This window comes from Paraburkholderia sp. SIMBA_030 (assembly GCF_046535245.1).
Taxonomy (GTDB): domain Bacteria; phylum Pseudomonadota; class Gammaproteobacteria; order Burkholderiales; family Burkholderiaceae; genus Paraburkholderia.
Window position 1 is genome coordinate 119,587 of record NZ_JAWRXB010000017.1, and the last position, 21,666, is coordinate 141,252.

The 21,666-nt window shown below is 61.0% G+C and carries 14 protein-coding genes; all 14 read right to left on the reverse strand.

Annotated features, from left to right (window positions below):
- Positions 1-6: 6 nt before the first annotated feature.
- Positions 7-1,950 carry an extracellular solute-binding protein gene (locus tag SB772_RS27145; protein ID WP_410836258.1) on the reverse strand — a complete coding sequence of 648 codons (1,944 nt, stop codon included), beginning with the start codon at positions 1,948-1,950 and terminating at the stop codon, positions 7-9.
- A gap of 354 nt (positions 1,951-2,304) precedes the next feature.
- Positions 2,305-5,046, reverse strand: a complete 2,742-nt coding sequence (locus SB772_RS27150) for a TonB-dependent receptor plug domain-containing protein (RefSeq protein WP_410836259.1) — start codon at positions 5,044-5,046, stop codon at positions 2,305-2,307.
- Between the two features lie 370 nt (positions 5,047-5,416).
- Positions 5,417-5,992: a helix-turn-helix domain-containing protein gene (locus SB772_RS27155; RefSeq protein WP_410836333.1), complete on the reverse strand. Its 576-nt coding sequence runs from the start codon at positions 5,990-5,992 to the stop codon at positions 5,417-5,419.
- A 306-nt stretch (positions 5,993-6,298) separates the two neighbouring features.
- Positions 6,299-7,504: a tetratricopeptide repeat protein gene (locus SB772_RS27160; protein WP_410836260.1), complete on the reverse strand. Its 1,206-nt coding sequence runs from the start codon at positions 7,502-7,504 to the stop codon at positions 6,299-6,301.
- Between the two features lie 9 nt (positions 7,505-7,513).
- The gene (locus tag SB772_RS27165; protein WP_410836261.1) at positions 7,514-7,945 is read right to left on the reverse strand and encodes an ExbD/TolR family protein; all 432 of its coding nucleotides are present in this window, start codon (positions 7,943-7,945) and stop codon (positions 7,514-7,516) included.
- A 50-nt stretch (positions 7,946-7,995) separates the two neighbouring features.
- Positions 7,996-8,418, reverse strand: coding sequence for an ExbD/TolR family protein (locus tag SB772_RS27170; RefSeq protein ID WP_410836262.1), 423 nt, complete (start codon positions 8,416-8,418; stop codon positions 7,996-7,998).
- A 12-nt stretch (positions 8,419-8,430) separates the two neighbouring features.
- Positions 8,431-9,336, reverse strand: a complete 906-nt coding sequence (locus tag SB772_RS27175; RefSeq protein WP_410836263.1) for a MotA/TolQ/ExbB proton channel family protein — start codon at positions 9,334-9,336, stop codon at positions 8,431-8,433.
- A 76-nt stretch (positions 9,337-9,412) separates the two neighbouring features.
- Positions 9,413-10,123 (reverse strand): energy transducer TonB, encoded by a 711-nt coding sequence (locus tag SB772_RS27180; RefSeq protein ID WP_410836264.1) that lies wholly within the window; start codon positions 10,121-10,123, stop codon positions 9,413-9,415.
- 950 nt (positions 10,124-11,073) lie between these two features.
- Positions 11,074-16,974, reverse strand: coding sequence for an excinuclease ABC subunit UvrA (gene uvrA / locus SB772_RS27185; RefSeq protein ID WP_410836265.1), 5,901 nt, complete (start codon positions 16,972-16,974; stop codon positions 11,074-11,076).
- 174 nt (positions 16,975-17,148) lie between these two features.
- On the reverse strand, positions 17,149-18,681 hold the full coding sequence (locus tag SB772_RS27190) for an amino acid racemase (RefSeq protein WP_410836266.1): 1,533 nt from the start codon (positions 18,679-18,681) through the stop codon (positions 17,149-17,151).
- Positions 18,682-18,956: 275 nt separating this feature from the next.
- Positions 18,957-19,259 (reverse strand): hypothetical protein, encoded by a 303-nt coding sequence (locus SB772_RS27195; RefSeq protein ID WP_410836267.1) that lies wholly within the window; start codon positions 19,257-19,259, stop codon positions 18,957-18,959.
- The gene (locus SB772_RS27200; RefSeq protein WP_410836268.1) at positions 19,256-19,576 is read right to left on the reverse strand and encodes a tlde1 domain-containing protein; all 321 of its coding nucleotides are present in this window, start codon (positions 19,574-19,576) and stop codon (positions 19,256-19,258) included. The genes SB772_RS27195 and SB772_RS27200 overlap by 4 nt, the downstream gene beginning before the upstream one ends.
- Before the next feature lie 13 nt (positions 19,577-19,589).
- Complete coding sequence (gene tssD, locus SB772_RS27205; RefSeq protein WP_410836269.1) at positions 19,590-20,072, reverse strand: type VI secretion system tube protein TssD; 483 nt, start codon at positions 20,070-20,072, stop codon at positions 19,590-19,592.
- A gap of 273 nt (positions 20,073-20,345) precedes the next feature.
- On the reverse strand, positions 20,346-21,659 hold the full coding sequence (locus tag SB772_RS27210) for an MFS transporter (protein WP_410836270.1): 1,314 nt from the start codon (positions 21,657-21,659) through the stop codon (positions 20,346-20,348).
- Positions 21,660-21,666 lie beyond the last annotated feature (7 nt).

A 21,666-nucleotide genomic window follows, 5' to 3' on the forward strand; every position in this document is an offset into this window, starting at 1 on the left:
TGGTCCTCAGTGAGCCGTAGCCGTGGTTGAAACAGCGGACTGCGCCGCCTGGGTGGTTTGAGTCGCCGGTGTGCGTGGCGCTTTTTCGTACCAGTAATCGATGACCCAGTCTTCGTACTGGTAAGACGCGGGCACGATCTTCGGGAACGCCAATGTCGTCTTGTAGCCGATGCGCGCGCCCGGCGCGTAGTACTCCGGCACCAGATAGAACGAGTAGATCAGGACGCGGTCGAGCGCACGGGTCGCCGCCTCCAGATCGTCGAGATTGGTGGCCAAGAGCGCGGAGCGAATCAGCGAGTCGACCGCTTTCGATCGAATCCCCGGATAGTTCTCGGAGCCGACTTCCGACGCGGCGGCACTGCCGAAACGGCGCGTCAGTTCGGCGCCCGGAATCGTCACCGGCGGATAGATAAAGGTGGTCATGTCGTACTCGAAATTGTTCAGACGCTTCTCGTACAACGCACTGTCGATTTCGCGCATATGGGCCTGGATGCCGAGCATGCCGAGCGCTTGCATATACGGCAGGATCAACCGATCCATGCCTGGCTGATCGTCCATGATCTCGATCGTCATCGGCGTGCCGTTCGCGTCGCGCAATGCGCCGTCGCGATAGTGCCATCCGGCCTGCGCCAGCAGATCGCGGGCGACACGCAGATTGCCGCGCAGGGAATCCGGCGCAATCGTAGTGGGTTGCTTGGGCATCGGGCCGAATACTTCGGGCGGCACACTGGCGCGCAGCGGTTCGAGCAGCGCCAGTTCCCTGGGGCTGGGCGTGCCGGTCGCGCCGAACGGACTCGCCTCGAAATAACTGCTGGTGCGCCGGTATTGGCCATAGAACATCATCCGGTTCATCCAGTCGTAGTCGAATGCCAGCGTGAGTGCGTGGCGCACGCGCGGGTCCTGGAACATCGACTTGCGCAGATTCATCAGCATGCCCTGCATCTGCGCGGGACCGTCGGCGAACTCGCCCTTCTTCAGCAGCCCGTTGTCGAAATTCTTGCCTACGTACTTGCGCGCCCACTGCGTCGCGCTGTATTCAACGACGACGTCCGCATCGCCCGCCTTGAAGGCTTCGAGTTGCGTGTAGTGGTCACGGTACAGCTTGAAGGTGATGTGCTGGAAGCGGAACATGCCGCGTCGCGACGGCAGATTCGACGCCCAGTAGTCAGGGTTGCGGCGATAGGAAATCTGCTTGTCGTTCTTGCGTTCATCGATCAGATACGGGCCGCTGCCGATCGGCGGCACGGTGGCGATCTGATCGAACGCCGGGCGCTTGCCGTTGGGCTGCATCCCCCACTTCGGCGAGAAGATCGGCAGGTCGCCCGCAATCAGCGGCGCATCGCGTTCGGGATGCTTGAAATCGAAGCGGATCGCGTTCCTGTCGATTACCGTCGCGCTTTTGATGACCGAGAACTGCGCGTTGAAAAGCGGTGAAGCCTGTGGACCGGTCAGCGTGTCGTACGAATATTTGACGTCGGCAGCGGTGATCGGATCGCCGTTAGAAAAACGTGCGGTCGGGTTGATATGGAACGTCGCCGAACCCAGGTCGGGGGCAACCTCGACGTCGTCCGCGATCAGCGGGTATTCGGACGCCAGTTCGTCCCAGCTGCGCTGCATCAGCGTGTCGAACATCAGATTCTGAATGTCCGGCGCGGGCGCGCCGCGCACCAGAAATGGATTCAGCGAATCGTAAGTCTGCAGTTCGTTGTAGTTTTCGAAGCTCAGTGTGCCGTTAGCCGGCGCGTCGGGATTCGCATAGTCGAAGTGGTTGAATTCAGCCGAGTATTTAGGCTCGCCGTATTGCGCGATTGAAGGCTTCGCCTGTGCCGAAGCCGCGTTCAAACTCAGGCACAGGCTCAGCGCGGTCAGCCACGCGGCGCCGGCCGTCAGTACCGGCTGGCGCGAAACCGTCCACACGGCGCGCGGCCGGTGAAACTTCAAAAGTCTCATCTTCGGAATGCGTGAGGATGCGCGCCGGCCTCGAGCCAGCGCGCAGTAAATCGAATCGGCGCGAGCGGCGGCCTGCTGCCGTCGCTCGCGTAGCTTTCCCCGCTGGCGCTGCGGTGCGGCTTACTGGTCGTCGTCGCTCGCTGCAGTCTTGAACGAAAACGTGACTTCACCGACATAAGCCTCGGCGTTCTTCTCGCAACGATACGACTTCCCCGCCGTGATGACCGCGTCATTGAACACCAGAACTCCAAAGTACGTCTCTAAAAAAATTGAGCCGCTCCAGTAACGATGACCGGAAGCCGGAGCGGCCGACCGACTAGACAGACTGCGGGTGAATCACAAACATCAACGGCTTCAGAAGCGGTACGTTGCACCGACCTGAAAGAAGCGCCCGATGTTGGTATAAAGCGACTGGTCGTAACCCGTGATATCGGGGGTGGCTTGCCACTCGACGTCGAACGGCGGCTTGCGATCGAAAAGGTTGTTGATGCCGCCGTAAATCGTCCAGTTCTTGAAGCCGCGATACGTCGCAACCAGGTTGAACTGACTGTACGACGCCACCGACAACGTACCACCGTCGCCGAATTCCGCTGCCACCGCGTTGGTGTACGGGCCCGTGTACTGCCACGTCAGCGTGGTGGTGAGCTTGCGGTAATCCCAGCTCAGGCTCGTGTTGCCCTTCCAGCGTGGATTACTTGCGCCGAACGGCTGCAGCAGCGCGAGGTTGTTGCCGGCGAAGTCCTGCGTCGGCGCACCCGGGCTGTTCAGCTTGAAGTGCCACACGTAAACCCAATCGCCCGCCAGCGTGAACGTGCCGTACTTCGTGCCCACCGACTTGCGGAAGTTCATGTCGAAGCCATCGGTGTCGAGCGAACCGAGGTTGACGAACTGTTCCTTGATGTAGGCCACCGTGCCGTCCGGATTGCGGATCACGTTCGACGGGTTGTTCGCATCGATCACCGCGTTCGGGTCGTTCGTGCCGATCACGCCGTCGATGTGGATCTTGTAGAACGCCGCACCGATATCCGTCGACGAATCCGGCGAAAGCTGGAAGCCGATGTTGTAGTTCTTGGTGTGCTCCGGCTGCAGAGCCGGATTGCCGTTGACCTGTTCAGTCGTGAAGTGCTTGGTCGGCACACCGCTCGGATCATTCGGGTCCACCAGATTCTGGTGGGCCAGATACGTTGCCTGCGAGTTTTCGACCAGCGTCGGGGCACGGAAGCCGCGGCTATACGATGCGAAAGTCGTGAGAGCCTGCACCGGCTGGAAGCGCAATGCGAAGCTCGGCGAGAACGCGCCGCCGAAGTCGCTGTAGTGGTCGTAACGGCCCGCTTGCGTGAACGTCAGGTTCCGGATGATCGGGATATCGACCTGATAGTAGACGGCGGCCACATTGCGCTCGCCGTCAACCGTCTGCACGTTGGCCGGCGCGGTAACCCCAAGCGCGCTATAAGTGCGCGAGTTGATCAGGCTGCTTTCGTGACGGAATTCCGTACCGAAACCGACACCGACCGGGCCACCCGGCAGATTGAACAGGTTACCCGTCGAGGTCTTCGCCGTGACGCTGTCGAGCTTCGAGATTGCCTGCTCGTAGTCGTTCTGGAACACACCGTTCAAGCCGTTCGGCGTGGACGATGGATTCGAAAAATTATAGACGCCGTTCTGCAGAATGTTCTCGACGCCCGCGACGTTCAGGATGTTCTTATAGGTCGTGTCGACCGTGCTCTGCGAGTGGCCGTAATCCGCGGACCAATCCCAGTCACCCAGCTTCGCCGTGGTGAACGAACCCTTCACGCCGGTCATCGCGCGCCAGAACGTCGACACCGTGTCGGCCGAAACCGTGTTCGGGAAGGTGTAGTTGATCTGTGCCGGTGCGCCGAACGGGTTGTACGGATTGGTCGCCGGCACGGTGCGATTCAGCGGCAATGCGGAGCCGGTGAGCGGATTGAATGCGTTGGTCTGACTGCTCAACACCGCTGGACCTTCGTTCTGCACCGTTTCGTTGCGGCTCACCCACAAGTCGGCGTAGGCCTGGATGTCGTCGTTGATTTTGAAGGTACCGCGCACTTTCGCGTTCAGGCGCGTCGTCGACGGCACGAGCGAGGTCTGGCTCGCGGGATTCGACTTACACTCAGCGCCGCCGTCCGCCGACACACTACCGGGAGGGCACGGGCTCAGCGCTACCTTGCTGCCGTCGGGTGCGGTCCAGTACGACTGTTGATTCGGCCCGAGCGGGCCGGCGAGACCGCCAGGGAACTGACTGAAGTCCTGATTTGCCGTCATGGAGCGATCGGCGAGCGAGGAGCCGCTGTCGCGGTAGTAGCTCGCTGCAGCGGTCACGTTGAAGCGATCGCCATTCAGGTCGCCAATGCCGCCGAGCACAGCGAAGTTACCCTGCGCGTCGCCCGGATGCTGCGCCTTGCCGAGCTGGCCATCGAACTGCAAGCCCTGGAAGTCCTTCTTCGTGATGATGTTGACCACGCCTGCAATTGCATCCGAACCATACACCGAGACCGCACCGGTCTTCACGATGTCGATATGGTCGATCACGTTGAGCGGGATCGAATTCACGTCGAAGAACGTGTCGGTGAAGTTCACCGCCTTGCCGTAATTCGCCACCCGTTGTCCGTCCACCAGCACCAGCGTGTACTTCTCGCTTAGACCGCGCAATGCAATGCCGCCACCGCCTTGCGCGGAGCTGTTCATCGTCGTTTGGCCCCAGCTGCTCCCCGAATTCACGGACGTGCCGCGCAGGAAGTCGGCCACGGTCGTATAACCGCTTTGCTGGATTTCCTTGGGCGTGATGGTCTGGACTTCCGTGTTGCCGACCTTGTCCGACGTGCGAATCAGCGAGCCGGTCACTTCAAATTTCTTCAGTTGCTGAACCCCTTTGCCCGTCGGCGTCGCGGTGTTGCTATCCGTGGACGGTGTGGCAGCAGTGCCTGCTGCCGGCGCGCTTTCCGTCGTCGTGCCTGCCGCAGTGCCGGTGGTGGCCGGCTGGCTTTGCGCAAACGCCGGTACGGCAATTGCGGCCGACAACGCCAGTTCAGCCCAGATTATTCTTTTGATGGCCAGCGCCAATGCCTTTTGTTTCATTTTTCCCCTTCTCGCTCGTCAGTAAGGCCACAGCTGTGTGTGAAGAGAGGTCTTGTGAACCTCTCCACTCGATATACGGCGATCTTGCGCCGTGCTCCGTTAAAGCCGCCCCGCACCTTTCTGCCTCACAAGCCGGCCACGCAATGCCGGCATTGCAAATGCATCCATATAGACAGGACACTTCAAATAACCCAATATCGGACTACTTATTTATTACAAACGAATTGCGCAGCGCTTTCTGATTGTTTTTATTTTGACTATCTCGAGTGAGGGCGCGAACAACGCCCTCTTGCCCGACCAACGCAGGAACCTTAAGTTGTACTTAAAATACCGATCGACTGCTTTCAACGAAAGCACGGAGCAAAGGCACCTAAAACAATCTTGGCGTACCCACCCACACGACCACCGCTTCTTCGCGAGCCGTATTGGCCCAGGCGTGAGGCACGGTGGACTCGTAATGCGCAGTGTCACCTGCCTGCAATACGAACGTTGTACCTTCTAACGTGAGCGATATCTGACCGCTCATCACGTACAAAAACTCTTCCCCCGCATGCGTCGTGACTTCCGACGGGTTCTGCCCCACCGGCATCCTGACGAGAATGACCTCCAGCTTGCTGCCGACCGACAGATTCGTCAGCCGTCCAAAAAGATTCGCGGTCCCGTCGAATCCGAAGTACTTCAGTTCATTCCCCCTACGCACCGATTTGTCTTCGGTCGGCGTGTCGACGAAGTACTGCACCGTGACACCTAAAGCTCGAGCAATGCCGACTAGCGATGTAATCGAAGGCGTTGCCTGTCCCCGTTCGACCTGCGACAAAAAGGGCTTGGAAATTCCCGCAGTCGTTGCCACTTCGTCCAACGTGCGCTTGAGCCGTTGGCGCAGCGCGCGAATTTTGCTTCCTATAGAAACTGCGACCTGTGCCTTGTTATCGAGTGACAAAACCATAGCAAGACAGAATCCCGTAGTCAAAATTAGTTTGATAAAACTAAACTATGTTTCATCGAGTGCGACGTCCTCCTTAAAAATCGCTCGATATGCCTGGTTGGTTGTCGTCATGCGTGACTCGATCAATCCGATATCGGGGCGAATTTCACACTTGCCGCAAACCGGACGTTGGCTGCGCACGCAACCAGGCCCGGCCATTGGCGACGGCCGCCCGCCGCTCCCTACGGCGAACATGTGCGTCCCGGCTCGATGCCCGGATGCCTTGAATGCACTTCGCCGGATGGACATGTCAGGAACAGGACTCCGTTACTTCGACGCTACCAGCACCCACAAACGGGCGAGGTCAGCCGAGCCGTCAGTGCCCTTCACGGCACGGAAGGTTTGCACTGCACGCGCTTTGTCGCCTGCGATGTAGTACGCCACGCCGAGATGCAGTTGCGCCTGGTCCGGGTGATCGACTCCACCCTTCGCGATCGCTGCGTCCATTGCCGTAAGACCTTGCTTGGTTTGACCGGCGAAAACCTGGTTGAAGCCGACGTCGACAGGGGCCACGGGGTTCGCGGGATCGGCAGGCGCTTGCGCCCGTTTCGCGGCGAGCGCCTGCAGCCGCTTCTCGCGATCCGACTGCGCATCGCGACCCAGAACGCCTGACGCGAAGCCCTGATCGATGACCTGTTTGCCTTCAGCCGTGGTACCCGCCACGATCGCGAGCTGGGTCATCTCCATGTAGTCGTCGGCGGTTGTGAGCGAGCCGGTCGCGCGGCGCAGCCGGTACGTGTCGATATCGAGCGCCGAAGAATAGCCGGGCTTGCTGCGGATCGCAGTGAACAGATCGTCCCAGTAAGACTGTTTCGGATGATAGGCGACCAGCTTTTCGAGCGTGCTGCGGTAGGTCGCGTCAGCTTTCACGCGTTGTGCGCAAGTGCCGAGCAATTGCAGCTGCGATTCGTCGGGCGCATGACCGGCACGCACCTGCGCATCGACGCTCGGCTTAAGCAGGCTCACGACATTGCCGCAATCATTCGACAGGTAGTAAGACTGAACAAGCAACGTCCGCATGTCGGGATCGCTGCCGCCCGATTTCAGATAGCGCTGCGCGACCTTCGCTGCCTGCGCATAGTTTTTCTGCTGGAAGTAGATGCCTGCGAGCGCCGCGGTGGTGCGCTGCTCGTCAGCGCCGCTCAAGCGTCCGGAGCCCAGCAAGGTTTCGTAGGCCTGGGCAGCTACACCGGATTCGCCGGCTGCCGCAGCAGCGGCGCCGCGCATCTCCTGGACCATGTAGCTTTCATAGGGCGTTTTGCCCGCCACGGCATCCGCCTGATCGATCTTCGTCAACGCATCCTTGTACTTGTGCGCGCGATACAGATCCTGCGCGGCGTTCAGCGGCTTCGCCACATCCGGCCGCAACGTGTCCGCGGCATGAGATGCGAGCGGCAGCACGACGAGCGCAGACAGCCCTCCGACAGCGGCCGTAATGATGGCGCGCTTGAACCGTTGATGGATCGTTAGCATTCCACTTCCCTATTGCATGTACTGCTCGTTGCCGATCAGGCCGATTTTCGTCGCGCCCAGTCGTTGCGCGGACGCCATCACCTCCGCGACGTCTTTGTACGGCACCAGCTTGTTAGGCCGCAGATGGATTTCCGCCTGGACCGGTTCGGCCGCCACCTGGGCCAGCCTTGATTCGAGCGCCGCCCGGTTCGGCACAGACTGGCCATTCCAGGTCGTGGTGCCGTCGAAGTCGATATCGATCTGCACCACTTCCGGCTGCGTGATCGGCGGCGGCGGATTGCCGACCGGCAAGTTCATCTTGATGGCATGCGTCTGGATCGGAATCGTGATGATCAACATGATCAGCAACACCAGCATCACGTCGATCAGCGGCGTGGTGTTGATATCGACCATCACATCCGGTTCAGCGCTGCCACCGCCCGACGATACGTTCATTCCCATGATCATCTCCTGTCGATCGGACTTAGCGCTTAGTCCGATCCCATGCAAAGCTAGCCGCCGCGCGCGGGCGGCTCAGTGATAAATGAAACCTTGGCGATACCGGCGCGCTCGCACTCGGTAATGACCCGGCCGATGAATTCATAACGCGCGCTCTGGTCACCGCGAACGTGCACTTCCGGTTGCGGCGTCATGACCGACACGGTTTTCAGGCGTGCCAGCAGCGTAGGCGCGTCGACCTGCTTCTCGTTCCAGAAGAAATCGCCGTCGCGGTTGACCGCAATGACGATACTTTTGGGCGTCGTTTGCAGCGGCTGGATCGTCTCCTTCGGCAGTTGTACCGGCACCGTATGCGTCACCACCGGAATCGTGATCAGAAAGATGATCAGCAGGACCAGCATCACATCGACGAGCGGCGTGGTGTTGATACTGGAGATGACCTCGTCGCTATCTTCCTGCCCAACGCTCATAGCCATGACGGACTCCGCTTATTGGGCCAACGCTGCTTCGCGAGCGACAGCACGTGCCGGGCGGCGGCTGCCTGCGAGCAATACGGTGTGCAGTTGTGCGCCGAAGGTCCGAACACGCTCCATCACCGACTTGTTGCGGCGAACCAGGAAGTTATAGCCGAGCACGGCCGGCACTGCCACGGCGAGACCGATCGCGGTCATGATCAGCGCCTCGCCCACCGGACCCGCGACTTTGTCGATCGAGGCCTGGCCGGCGATACCGATTGCCGTCAGTGCGTGATAAATCCCCCAGACCGTACCGAACAGACCGACGAACGGTGCTGTCGAGCCGACCGTGCCGAGGAAAGCCAGACCGTCTTGCAGACGATTCGACACGTTGGTGATTGCGCGCTCGACCGAGGTATCGATCCACGTATTGCGGTCGACGGCTTCGAGCAAGGCTTCGTCATGGTGTTCGCCTGCTTCGATGGCCGTTTCCGCGATGAAGCGGAACGGCGACGATTCGTCGAGCATCTTCGCGCCTTCGCTCAGCGACGGCGCGGTCCACAGTTGCTCGTCGGCGCTCTTCGCACGGCGGTTCGCGCGGAATTGCTCGAAGAACTTGGTGATCATGATGTACCAGCTGCCCATCGACATGAGCACCAGCAGAATCAGCACGAAGCGCGCGACGAAGTCACCGCTCTTCCAGAGAGCGCCGAGACCGTACGGGTTATTGACGGTTTCGGACGTGGCCGGCGCCGGTGGCGGCACCGCTTCGTCCGCGGCCGAGCCGACCGTTTGCGGCGCAGCGGTGGCCGGGGCAACTGCCGACGCGGTAGCGTCGCTAGCTTGCGCATGGGCCATTTGCGGTGCAACCAAGGTATCCACCGTGGTTACGGCGATCAACATGCTTGCCGCCAATGCGGCGAGAGTACGCTTCTTCATGCCTGCTCCAAGTTCATTAGTACAACTTCTAAACTAAGACTGATAAATCGCTACCGGTACCGAACAGCCTGTGGATTCAGTTCAAGTTGAACGAGAACGGAACTTGCACACGGACAGCCTGGCCTTGGGAAACGCACGTGAACTGCTTGACCGCGTTGAACGCTGCGCGATCGAGTGAGGAATCGTCCGCAGATCTGGCAACGCGTTCATTCGTAATATGGCCCTGCGCGTCGACTACGAATTCAATCAGCACATCACCCGTCACGTTGTTTTCCTGCGCTTCCTTCGGGTAACGGATCGACGAACGGATCTGATCCGAGTTCGGGCACACGACCCCTACTTCGGCGCTCACGGGCTTGGCCGGCGCGGGCGGTGCCGGCGGTGCGGGCGGCGCCACGGCAGGTGCCGACACGACCGGTGCGGCCTGGTGTGTGATGGTCGGTTGCGGCGGCGTCTGCACCTGCACTTCCGGCGGCGGCACGAACGGCGGAGGCGGCGGCGCGAACTTCGGCGGCGGCAATTGCACGGTCGGCAATGGCGGCGGCGGAGGCGGCTTTACCGGCTCGATGATTTTCGTTTCGATGGGATGCTGGATGACCTGCACGACCTTGGTGGCGAGGCCATTGATGAGCGCGTAGATCAACGCTACGTGCAGGAGCAGAACGACTGCGATACCGCCGAAGCGGCGTACGGGGTTTTGCTGCTTACGCCCAAACTCGCGCGGGCGTTCTGGCCTCTCCATCCGGGCCACTGCTGCCGGAAATTGCCCTTCAACTTTCGTACCCACCTTTACTCCTCCGGCGTGAACCGTCCATTTCTGTAACTGCAGCGCGCTTACATACCGCAAACAACGTTCACTTCAGTCAATCATGGCCATCGATTATATTTTTCTGCAGTCCAAAATTTATGCTGCATTGCCCAACTGGGATTGGATGACACATACAGACCCTGACGCCGTGCATCGGCTCTTCGCACGCCGCGGAATATCGATCTAGGTAGAAGTACTAATAGAACGAATTCGACTCCGTCATTTCCGCTTTCATGGGTGCAGTAGATAGCCTGATCGAGGTGCGCCGCGGCTTGCGAGCCGCTCTGCTTCAAGGTCAGCTGCGTTTCATGGGAGGCAACAATAGCAGGACAAAAAATCCGCGGTCAAACTTTTTTTGATGCGGGCATACTAAGTTTAGAGCAATAACTCTAATTAATACCTCATTGACGTCGCTTTAGAAGAGTAGGCGCGTATGGAACAGAAGTGAGGGCGTCTTTCTTGCGTGCGGTAGCGTGGGACAAAGTCAATAATCCGGCGCCCGGAACCATCCACGGAGCGCGAGGGAATCGCAGACGGAAGACCCGCCGGACAGGCTTCCCGCGAGGGTTGCAAGGCAACCGGGCGGATCGCAGACAAGTATCGGGAGTTGATGATCGACCGTGACGAATGAACCCGAGGCCGGAGGCGAGAACATAGCAGAAGGCAAACCACGTCCGAAAAGTTTTTTAGCGGTATTTACGACACTTCAAATCGGTATTTCAATCACCTCTTTGATTTAGTTACAAAATCATTAAACAACATTACATATTTCCGACAAACACAATCATGCCCGGCAAACTGCCGGCAATAGCCGCGTCAATGCTTTTGCGGCCCGTGGAACGGCTGTGGCGCAAGCGAATCTTGCGCCACACGTTTCCTGCACTTAGGCGAACAGGAGCGGAGCGACTTCCGCTGCCCCGCTCCGCTATTCATCCGTTCGTTCCCTCGCCCGCCACCATGGCAACGCCGCCATGCGTTCGCGCCAGAACAGGCCGTAGCGCTGCGCCGGTGTGGCTATCGGCTACGCGAGAAAGTCCTTCGGGATCCGTAGCAGCCACGATTGTCCCGCCGCCAACGCCACCTTCCGGACCCAGGTCGATGATCCAGTCCGCTTCAGCAATCACGTCGAGATCGTGCTCGATCACCACAACGCTATGGCCGCCGTCCGCGAGACGGTGCAGCACGCGAATCAGCTTCGCGACGTCCGCCATATGCAAACCGACGGTCGGTTCGTCCAGCACGTACAGCGTATGAGGCGGCTTCTGACCACGCCGCGTGATGTCGTCGCGCACTTTACTCAATTCGGTGACCAACTTGATGCGCTGTGCTTCGCCGCCCGACAACGTAGGCGACGGCTGACCGAGCGTCAGATAGCCGAGTCCGACATCCTTCATCAATTGCAATGGATGGGCGATGTTGGAGATCGGCGCGAAGAACGCGACAGCCTCGTCGATTTCCATTGTCAGCACGTCGCCGATGTTCTTGCCGCGCCACGTGACCGCAAGCGTCTCCGGATTGAAACGTTGACCGTGGCAAACGTCGCACGGCACTTTCACGTCGGGCAGAAAACTCATGCCGATGGTGCGCACGCCTTGCCCTTCGCAGGCGGGACAGCGGCCTTCACCGGTATTGAACGAGAAACGCGACGCCGTATAACCACGCGCGCGCGCTTCGAGCGTGCCGGCGAACAGCTTGCGAATCGCATCCCACACGCCGATGTAGGTCGCCGGACACGAGCGCGGTGTTTTGCCGATCGGCGTCTGGTCGACTTCGAGCACACGGTCGATGGTTTCCCAGCCGGTGACCGCGTCGCATCCCTGCCATGCGTGTGTGACGTTGAGCGGCGCACGCGGTGCGGTACGCGCCAATACGCTGGAGCGCCGGTTCGCCGCCGGTTGCTCTTGCGCCGCCGCCGCGCGCGCACGCCGCGTAGCCGGCGACGACAGCACCGAGCGCCCGACCGCATCCAGCAGATTGACCATCAACACATCGCGCGCGAGCGTCGACTTGCCCGAACCGCTCACCCCCGTCACCGCGACCAGCCGCGCTAGCGGAATACCGACCGTCACGTTGCGCAGGTTGTGCAGCTTGCCGCCATGCACCGTCAGCCAGTTCTCCGGCACGGCCGCTGCGCGTTTGGTCGGCGCGACCACCTTGCGGCGCGGCTGCAACGGATGCACGATCGGCTGCGCGAGAAACTGTCCGGTCAGCGAATCGGGTTGCGCCGACAGATCGGCAACACTGCCTTGCGCGACGAGCGTCCCGCCGCGCTTGCCCGCACCCGGCCCGATATCGATGATGTGATCGGCACGCCGGATGGTGTCTTCGTCGTGTTCGACCACCACCAGCGTATTGCCCTTCTCGCCTAGCTTGCGCAACGCGTTCAGCAGAATCTGGTTGTCGCGCGGATGCAAACCGATCGTGGGTTCGTCCAGCACGTAACACACGCCTTGCAGGTTGCTGCCCAGTTGCGCGGCGAGCCGGATGCGCTGCGCTTCGCCACCCGACAAGCTCGGCGCCGCACGATCGAGACTCAGATAGCCGAGCCCGACTTCCTCGAGGAATTGCAGGCGGCTGCCGATTTCGCTGACCACGTCGCGTGCGATCTCCGCATCGCGGCCGGTCATCTCCAATGTGTCGATCCAGGCGCGCGTATCGGATACGGTCCATTGCGCGACGTCGACGATCGCATGCGCGTCGAACGTGACCGCGCGCGCGGTCGGATTCAGACGCGTGCCGGCGCAGTCCGGACACGGTTCGTCGACGAGACCTTCCGGCTCCTGCTCCTCCGACGGCAAGCTTTGCTCGCGGCCGCGATTGTCGTCGACGATCACGGTGTCGTCGTACGCCGCGCGTTGCTCGCGCGTCAGCGCGAGGCCCGTGCCGACGCAGGTGGTACACCAGCCATGCTTGCTGTTGTACGAGAACATGCGTGGGTCGAGCTCGGGATAACTGGTGCCGCATACCGGGCACGCGCGTTTGGTGGACAGCACCTTCACGGCACCGAGCGCGGCTGTGGGATGGCCGCCGCTGATCGCGTCGTGCAAGCCGTCGAGCGGCGCGAGCAGATGCATCACCCCCTTGCCGATTTCGAGCGTTTCGTCGAGCGCGCGGCGCAGTTCGGTTTCGTTATCCGGCGAAACGACGACGTCGGCCACCGGCAACTCGATCGTGTGCTCGCGAAAGCGATCGAGCTTCGGCCACGGGTCGACCGGCACGAATTCGCCGTCCACGCGCAGATGCGTATTGCCACGCGCTTTCGCCCACTTCGCGAGGTCGGTATAGACGCCCTTGCGGTTCACGACCAGCGGTGCGAGGAAGCCGACGTGCTCGCCTTTGTGATCCCGCAACAATTGTGCGGCAATCGACTCGACGCTCTGCGACGTGACCGGCGTGCCGTCGTGAATGCAATGCTGCAGACCGAGCTTCACATACAGCAGGCGCAGGAAGTGCCACACTTCCGACGTGGTCGCCACCGTACTCTTGCGGCCACCGCGCGATAAACGCTGCTCGATCGCGACGGTGGGCGGAATGCCGTACACCGCGTCCACTTCGGGGCGCCCGGCCGGCTGCACGATCGACCGTGCGTAGGCGTTCAGCGATTCGAGGTAACGGCGCTGCCCTTCGTGGAACAGAATGTCGAAGGCCAGCGTGGACTTGCCCGAACCGGACACGCCGGTGATCACGTTGAACTTGCCGTGCGGAATATCGACGTCGAGCGCCTTCAGATTGTGCTCGCGCGCATTGACGATGCGCACCACGTCTTCGCCTTCGATCGCCCGGCGCGCACGCGCTGCGCTCAGCGCCTTTTGCAGCGGAATGCCTTGCGACGCGGGTTCGGCCGCGGCGCTCATCGCGCGATCGTATTGCAGCAGTGCCCCGCCGGTATGCGATTCGGCGCAACGTTTGAGGTCTTCCGGCGTACCCGCGCACAATACCCGGCCGCCGCCGTCCCCGCCTTCAGGGCCGAGATCGATCAGCCAGTCGGCCGCGCGGATCACGTCGAGATTGTGCTCGATCACGATCAGCGAATGACCGCTCGCGAGCAGCTTGCCGAACGCCTGCATCAGCTTGGCGATATCGTCGAAATGCAGACCGGTGGTCGGCTCGTCGAACATGAAAAGACGTTTCGCAATCGCCTGTTTTGCGCTGCGTGCGGTGTGCGCCTGCGCCGATTCCGCGAGGAAACCCGCGAGCTTGAGCCGTTGCGCCTCGCCGCCGGATAGCGTCGGCACCGGCTGGCCGAGCTTCACATATTCGAGCCCCACGTCGACGATGGGCTGCAGCACGCGCAATACTTCGGCATCCTCCGCGAAGTAGGCGATGGCTTCGCTCACCGTCAGCTCCAGCACGTCGGCGATACTCAATGCGCGCGCCGGCTCGCCGCGCGCGATTTTCACCTCGAGCAATTCGGCGCGATAACGACGGCCGTCGCAATCCGGACAGCGCAGATACACGTCGCTCAGGAACTGCATTTCGATGTGCTCGAAGCCCGAGCCGCCGCAGGTCGGGCAGCGTCCGTCGCCCGAGTTGAAGCTGAACATGCCGGGGCCGTAATCGCGTTGTTTCGCGAGCGGCGCCTTGGCGAACAGCTTGCGGATTTCGTCGAATGCGCCGACGTAACTGGCCGGATTCGAGCGCGCGGTCTTGCCGATCGGCGACTGGTCGACGAATACGACGTCCGTGACCTGGTCCGCGCCCGTCAGGCGCCTGAATGCGCCGGGCGACTCGGTGGCAAGACCGAAGTGCCGCGCCATGGCCGGATACAAAACGTCTTGCAGCAAGGTGGATTTGCCCGAACCCGACACGCCCGTCACGCAGACAAGGCGTTGCAACGGGATCTCGACAGTGACATCGCGCAGATTGTGTTGGGCCGCGCCTTCGAGCACGATGCGCGGCGTGCCTGCGTCCACCGGACGCTGCGACCAGTGTGCCGCGTCCGCCACTTGCCGGCGCCCGCCGAGGTACTCGCCGGTCAGCGTGCCGGACGAACGGATGGCCTCGGGCGCACCGTCGTAAATGATCGAGCCGCCGCGTTCGCCCGGCCCGGGCCCCATGTCGATCAGGCGGTCAGCCGCGAGCATCACCGACGGATCGTGTTCGACCACCACCAGCGTATTGCCCGCGTCACGCAACCGGTGCATCGCCTCGACGATCCGGTTCAGATCGCGCGGATGCAGGCCGATGCTCGGTTCGTCGAGCACGAACAGCGTTTTGGTCAGCGACGTGCCGAGCGCCGTGGTGAGGTTGATCCGCTGCACCTCGCCGCCCGACAGCGTGCGGCTTTGGCGGTCGAGCGTCAGATAACCCAGGCCGACGTCGCACAGATATTTGAGGCGTGTGCGCACTTCGGCGAGCAGCAGCTTGAGGGCGTCGTCGAGCAATGCGCTCGGCAGGCTGATCCCGTCGAAGAACCGCCGGATGCGCTCGATCGGCAGCAGCATCAGATCGTGCACGGTCAGGCCGGGCAGCGCCTCGAGTTGCGCGCGCTGCCAGTCGACGCCGCGCGGCATGAAGCGCCGCTCGGGCGCGAGCACCTCGTCGGCATTCGCTTTGCTGCCGAGGCGCCACAACAGCGATTCCGTTTTCAGACGCGCGCCGCCGCAGGTTTCGCACGGCGTATAACTGCGGTACTTCGATAGCAGCACGCGAATGTGCATCTTGTACGCTTTCGATTCGAGATATTCGAAGAAGCGTTTGACGCCGTACCAATGGCTTTGCCACTTGCCGTTCCAGTCGGGCGAACCGTTGATGACCCAGTCGCGCTCGGCGTCCGTCAGTTCGCCCCACGGCGTGCCGCGCCGGATATCGGCTTTGGCGGCATAGCGCATCAGATCGTCCTGACACTCCTTCCAGGCCGGCGTTTGCATCGGCTTGATCGCGCCTTCGCTCAGCGTCTTGCGCGCGTCAGGGATCACGAGACCCAGATCGACGCCGATCACCCGGCCGAACCCGCGGCAGACTTCGCACGCGCCATACGCCGAGTTGAACGAGAACAGCGCCGGCTGCGGGTCGGCGTAACGCAGGTCGCTTTCGGGGTTGTGCAGACCGGTGGAAAACCGCCAGATTTGCTGCTCGGACGCATTCGTTTCAGGCAGCACGCCCGGTGCTTCCGACGTGGAAGGCAGCACGTAGATGTTGACGCGGCCGCCGCCGCGTTTGAGCGACGCCTCGATCGCTTCGACCACCCGCTGCTTGTCGACCTGGCGCAAGCGGAAGCGGTCGGCAACCACGTCGAGCAGCTTGCGCCTGCCGGTGGGCGAATCGACTTCGCGCTGCGCCTGCACGCGCGTGTAGCCGCTCGCGGACAGCCACTGCTCGACGTCCTGTTCGGACGCGGACTCCGGCAACTCGACCGGGAACGTGACCACCAGCCGCGGATCGTGCGCCGCGGCGCGCGCCTGCAGGTCGGCGTAAATCGTCTCCGGCGTGTCGTGGCGCACCTGTTGCGCGGTCTTGCGATCGAACAGCTCGGCCGCCCGCGCGTAGAGCAACTTGAGGTGGTCGTTGAGCTCGGTCATCGTGCCGACCGTGGAGCGCGAGCTGCGCACCGGATTGGTCTGGTCGATCGCGATGGCGGGCGGTACGCCGTCGACACGGTCGACCTGCGGCCGGTCCATGCGGTCGAGAAACTGCCGGGCGTAAGCGCTGAAGGTTTCGACGTAGCGCCGCTGCCCTTCCGCGTACAGCGTATCGAACACGAGGCTCGATTTACCGGAACCGGAGGGGCCGGTGACGACTGTCATTTCGCCGGTTCGCACGTCGAGATCGACGTTCTTCAGGTTGTGCTGACGCGCGCCGCGAATCTTGATAATGCCGTTAGATGCCAATTTATCCGACCGTCTGAATGAGTGGGCCACCTCTCACGGACGCCTCGCGACCGCGCAAGTTCGGGGCACCCCGGCCGGCGGGACGACGCGCCAAGGGCCAGGTTGCAGCCGGATACTATACTGTATATTTATACAGTTTTCCATGACACGGCGCGACCGCACTGCCAGCCCGATCTAGCCGCAAACGCCCGCCACGCTGAACCGGTCCATTGCCGAAACTGCCGCAACTGCCGAATCGGCCGGAGCATCGGCCGAATCATCTGCCGCCCTGCTCCCGCCCAGCGCCCAAGCCACGCAGCGTCTCGCCAGCACCTCGGTCGGATCGACCAGCCGCACCACGAGTCCGCCGGGCCGCGCCAGCGTCGAGCCGCGCAGCAGCAGCGGCAGTTCGGTGCAGCCCAGCACGATCACCTGCACGCCTCGGGCGACCAGATCGTCGAGCGCCGCGGCGACGTCGTCGCTGCACTCGCCCGACGTATGGCCGGCCTTGACGCCATTGCGCCCGTAGATCGCGTTCATCAACCGCGCCTGTGCCGCCGCGGCCGGCGCGATTTGCACGAGACCGCGCGCTTCGAGCGCTTTCTCGTAGACGCGGCTTGCGAGCGTGCCCGAAGTCGCCAGCACGCCGACTTCGCGCAGGCCCGGGAACGACTGGCGTAGATAATCGACGGTACAGGTCAGCATATTGACGATCGGAATATTTAGCGCAGGCTGGATCCGGTCGACAAACGCATGCGCGGTATTGCACGGAATCGCGATGATGTCGGCACCGCCCTCCTCGAGCGTCTTGCAGGCCGCATAAAGGGCGAGCGTCGGATCGGCGCCGTTGCCGAGCAGGGATTCAGTGCGATCCGGAATCTGCGGATTCTGCTCGACCATGACCTTGATGTGATCCTGATCGCGCTCAGCTGGCGTGTTGCGCACCAGCTTCGCCATGAAATCGACGGTCGCCGCCGGTCCGACGCCGCCCAGCACGCCCACCTTGAAGCGCCGCTGCGGCGGCGGGAATTGTGCCGCCGCAACGTAGCGCGCGTACACCAGATTGGCGTCGACCAGCGGCACGGCTAGCGTGCCGAGCGCGCGCGCGATCATCGCGATGTCAGCGAGCCCGGGCAGAATGATTTGCGCGCCTTGCGCCACGAGATCCGCGCAGGCGGCACGCAGCAACTCCACTGGCCGGCCGTAGAGACAACCGCTTTTGATGCCGTCATTGCCGGAGACCGCGCTTGCGACGCAATCCACGCCATGCTCGTTGCGCGAATACAGCACGTCGAACTGCTCGGCGTCGAAATAACGCTCGAAGAGACCGTTGCAGCGTATGTAATCGGAGGTCAGTACACCGATGCGCCGGACTGAAGGGAAGGTTTTCCGCACGTGGATCGAAAGCGCCGTCATGATGTCGGCAATCGGGAGGGACACGTTCGCTGTCAGTTCGTCGATGAAGGTATGACTGAGAAAGCACGGCAATACGATTGCATCGACTCCGCGTTTTTCGAATGCCCGGATAGCGTCGAATACGTGGATTTTGAATCCGGCGTTCACCGCGGTGATCGAAGCCTCGCCGTGCCATGCGTGCTGCTCGAGCACGAGGTCGAATCGCTCCGCGGTGTGGGAGCGGCGCCAGATGGCGGTCATCTTGCTCAATACGTCGGCGCTCGCTAGCGGCGCCGCACCGGTCACTATGCCCAGCGAACGATAGCGTTGCATAGATGACTCCCGTCGGTTTAGCTGGTTTTGATATTAGGTTGCTTTTGCGCCGTTGAGGATGACATTATGGGCGTATTGTATTACTTGGGGTTAACGTTGATTTTTGCCTTTGGCAGCGGCATTGTCTGTCTGACTGCGGCGGCGGGCTTTTCTTGATTTGTTTGTCTGGCGTCGCGCTGTCGGTTGTGCACCTGCGGCGGTGAGTTTTCTTTTAGCTATACCTTCGTTCCCGCTCACGGCTTCCTCACATAGTCGATACCACGCCGCCCGACGGTCTATTGACCTCGACGCCGCTTTGCAAGGTATCGGCGCAAAGCGATGTTGCACGCCAACACGGCGCAGCCTGCGACAACCAGGCAAACGAAAAGGTAGAGGAACAGGGCAAGCACTTCCATGTCGTCTGGATTCGCCAAATCATCATTGCCCGAAACATGCAAGATTGCTCGCAGGAACATGTCGACTTCATACGGCATGTTCATTGGTAGCGCCAGAAAGGCGTGTAGAAGACCCAACGCGGCCGTAACTGTTACGCCAATGTTTGCGAGAACAACCAGTAATCCAAGAATAATCGTCTTCATCGGACCTCAACGGTTCCATAGGCTTTTAGCGTCGTTCCGGGGACCGGCAAGTTGGGCTTCTGCGAACGCAGGTAGCGCTCAAGATGCCAGAAATCAGATGGATTCAGAACGGTTATACAAGCCATTCCGCCGGATTGTCGATCAACGATATAGTAAGTCCCTTTCGGAATGGGTCCGATGCCCTTCCATGCCGTAGCCGCAGGATTGTCCCGGCCTCTCTCTTGCCCGGAAAATGCCGGTATTGGACCGATGCCAGAACAATGAAGCGTTGATGTTTCCCTGTTGTTCAGAGAGAACGTACATTTAACCGCGCGCATTGAATAGTCACCGTCAAATTAGATTCCAGCCATCCTTAAAGATCAGGTTCCCATCAAGATAACTCCATTGAATTTCCTCGTACATGAACTCAACGATTTCAAAGTGATTACGCGTGGCGCTTGCCTCCTCTTTGATGTTAGACACGTGCGGCGAAACGGAAGTGACCTTGACGTTATGCATAAGCATATTGAAGTATTCCTCTTCGCGTCCGGCCTCGTTGATTCGATACCATTTCAGTTCCGCGGACTGCAATGATTGCCCCCGGGCAACTGCCATGTTAAGCATTACAGATGAACGATCTATCTCTTTTTCGATGGTGAGCGGTCGATGCGAACGGCCGCCCATCAGTTTTCCGGTGATATGGTCGGCGGGTGCGTGTATCGAATGCGTCAAACCCAAAACCTCAATACTGCCTTCACGGCCCACGACCATGCTCGATCCTCTAATATCCGCGCCGCCATGATCTTTCAACCAGAGATGTAAGGGAGTTGCCATTTTTCACGCCCTTTTACGGAGAAAAAAGGAGCCTACCCTGCCGGACAACGAACATTGTCAATTGTTGTCAACGCGCAATGAATCTTGTGGCACAAGTCAGTCTGATGCTGCGTTCGAACCTGAAAGTGCGCCGCCTTGACGCGGACGTTGAGCGGAAGGCCGATGCGCTCGCGATCATCATCACCCTGGCTGAAGACGACCCCGCGACGATGACTGAATCAGAAGTGCGCGAAGAAATTGCGCGCGTAGAACGCGCCGCGGCGGCAAGAAATATCAAACAACCTCGACGACACCCCTGGCAGCGCCACCCTTGCGCCGCTCCAACACCCCGATACAAAACAGCGAAACCCCAGCCAGAAAACTGTAAAACACGGCCAACGGCCACCACGCCCCCGGATACCGATGCGCGAGCAAAGTCCCAATCAAGGGAGTCAACCCACCAGCCAGCGCGGCACAAACCTGATAAGACAAAGAAATCGCCGAATACCTCACTCTCACCGCGAACGCGGTAGACATAAACCCAGCCATTACCGCATAAGAACTGGACATGCACATCACCGCCAGCGCGATCCCCACCACAATGGCCACCGGCCGCCCGGTCGACACCAACGCAAACATCGGATAAGGCGAAAGCATCGCCAACGCAGCGGCCCCCTTCAAAAACCGCCCGGTCCCAATCCGTTGCGCAAACCACCCCGCACCCAGTTGCGTGAACAAATGAATAAACGCGACCACGAACAAACAGTCGAGAATCAACGAACGATCGAGCCCAAGCGTCTGCGTCGTGTAATTCAGCATGAATGTATTGACGAACCACGCCCCCGCCACGCCGATCACGTTCGCACCGAGGCACAACAACAACGTGCGCCACGCGTCGCGCACGACCTCGGCGACGGGCAACCTGGCTACGCGCTGTTGCGCCTTGAGCGCCTTGAACTCGGGCGATTCGTCAACGCCCGCGCGAATCAGCAGGCCGACGATCAACAACACCGCACTGGCAAGAAACGGTAACCGCCAGCCCCACGTGAGAAACGCATCCTGATCCATCGACGCAACCGCGCGAAACGCCAGCAATGACAGAATCAATCCCGCCGGACTGCCAAGCTGCGCAAACGAAGCGAAGAAAGTGCGCCGGTCCTGCGGCGCATGTTCGCTTGCCATCAGCACGGCGCCGCCCCATTCGCCGCCAATCGCGATGCCCTGCGCGATGCGCAGCAACACCAGCAGCACCGGCGCCCATACGCCGGCGCTCGCATAGGTCGGCAGAAAGCCAATCCCGACCGTGCCGACGCCCATGATCGCCAGTGTCGCAACGAGCGCCTTCTTGCGGCCGATGCGGTCGCCGAGATGACCGAACACGAGACCGCCGAACGGCCGCGCGAAAAAGCCCACCGCAAAGGTCCCGAATGAAGCCAGCGTGCCAAAAAACGGATCGCCGCCCGGAAAGAACAGCTTGCCGAAAATCAGCGCGGACGCGGTCGCGTAGATGTAAAAGTCGTACCACTCGATCGTGGTGCCCACGAATGCCGCGGTGGCGGCGCGAACGGGTTGCCTGCCTGCGGCGTGATCGTCTGACTCGCGTTTCATGTCTCTG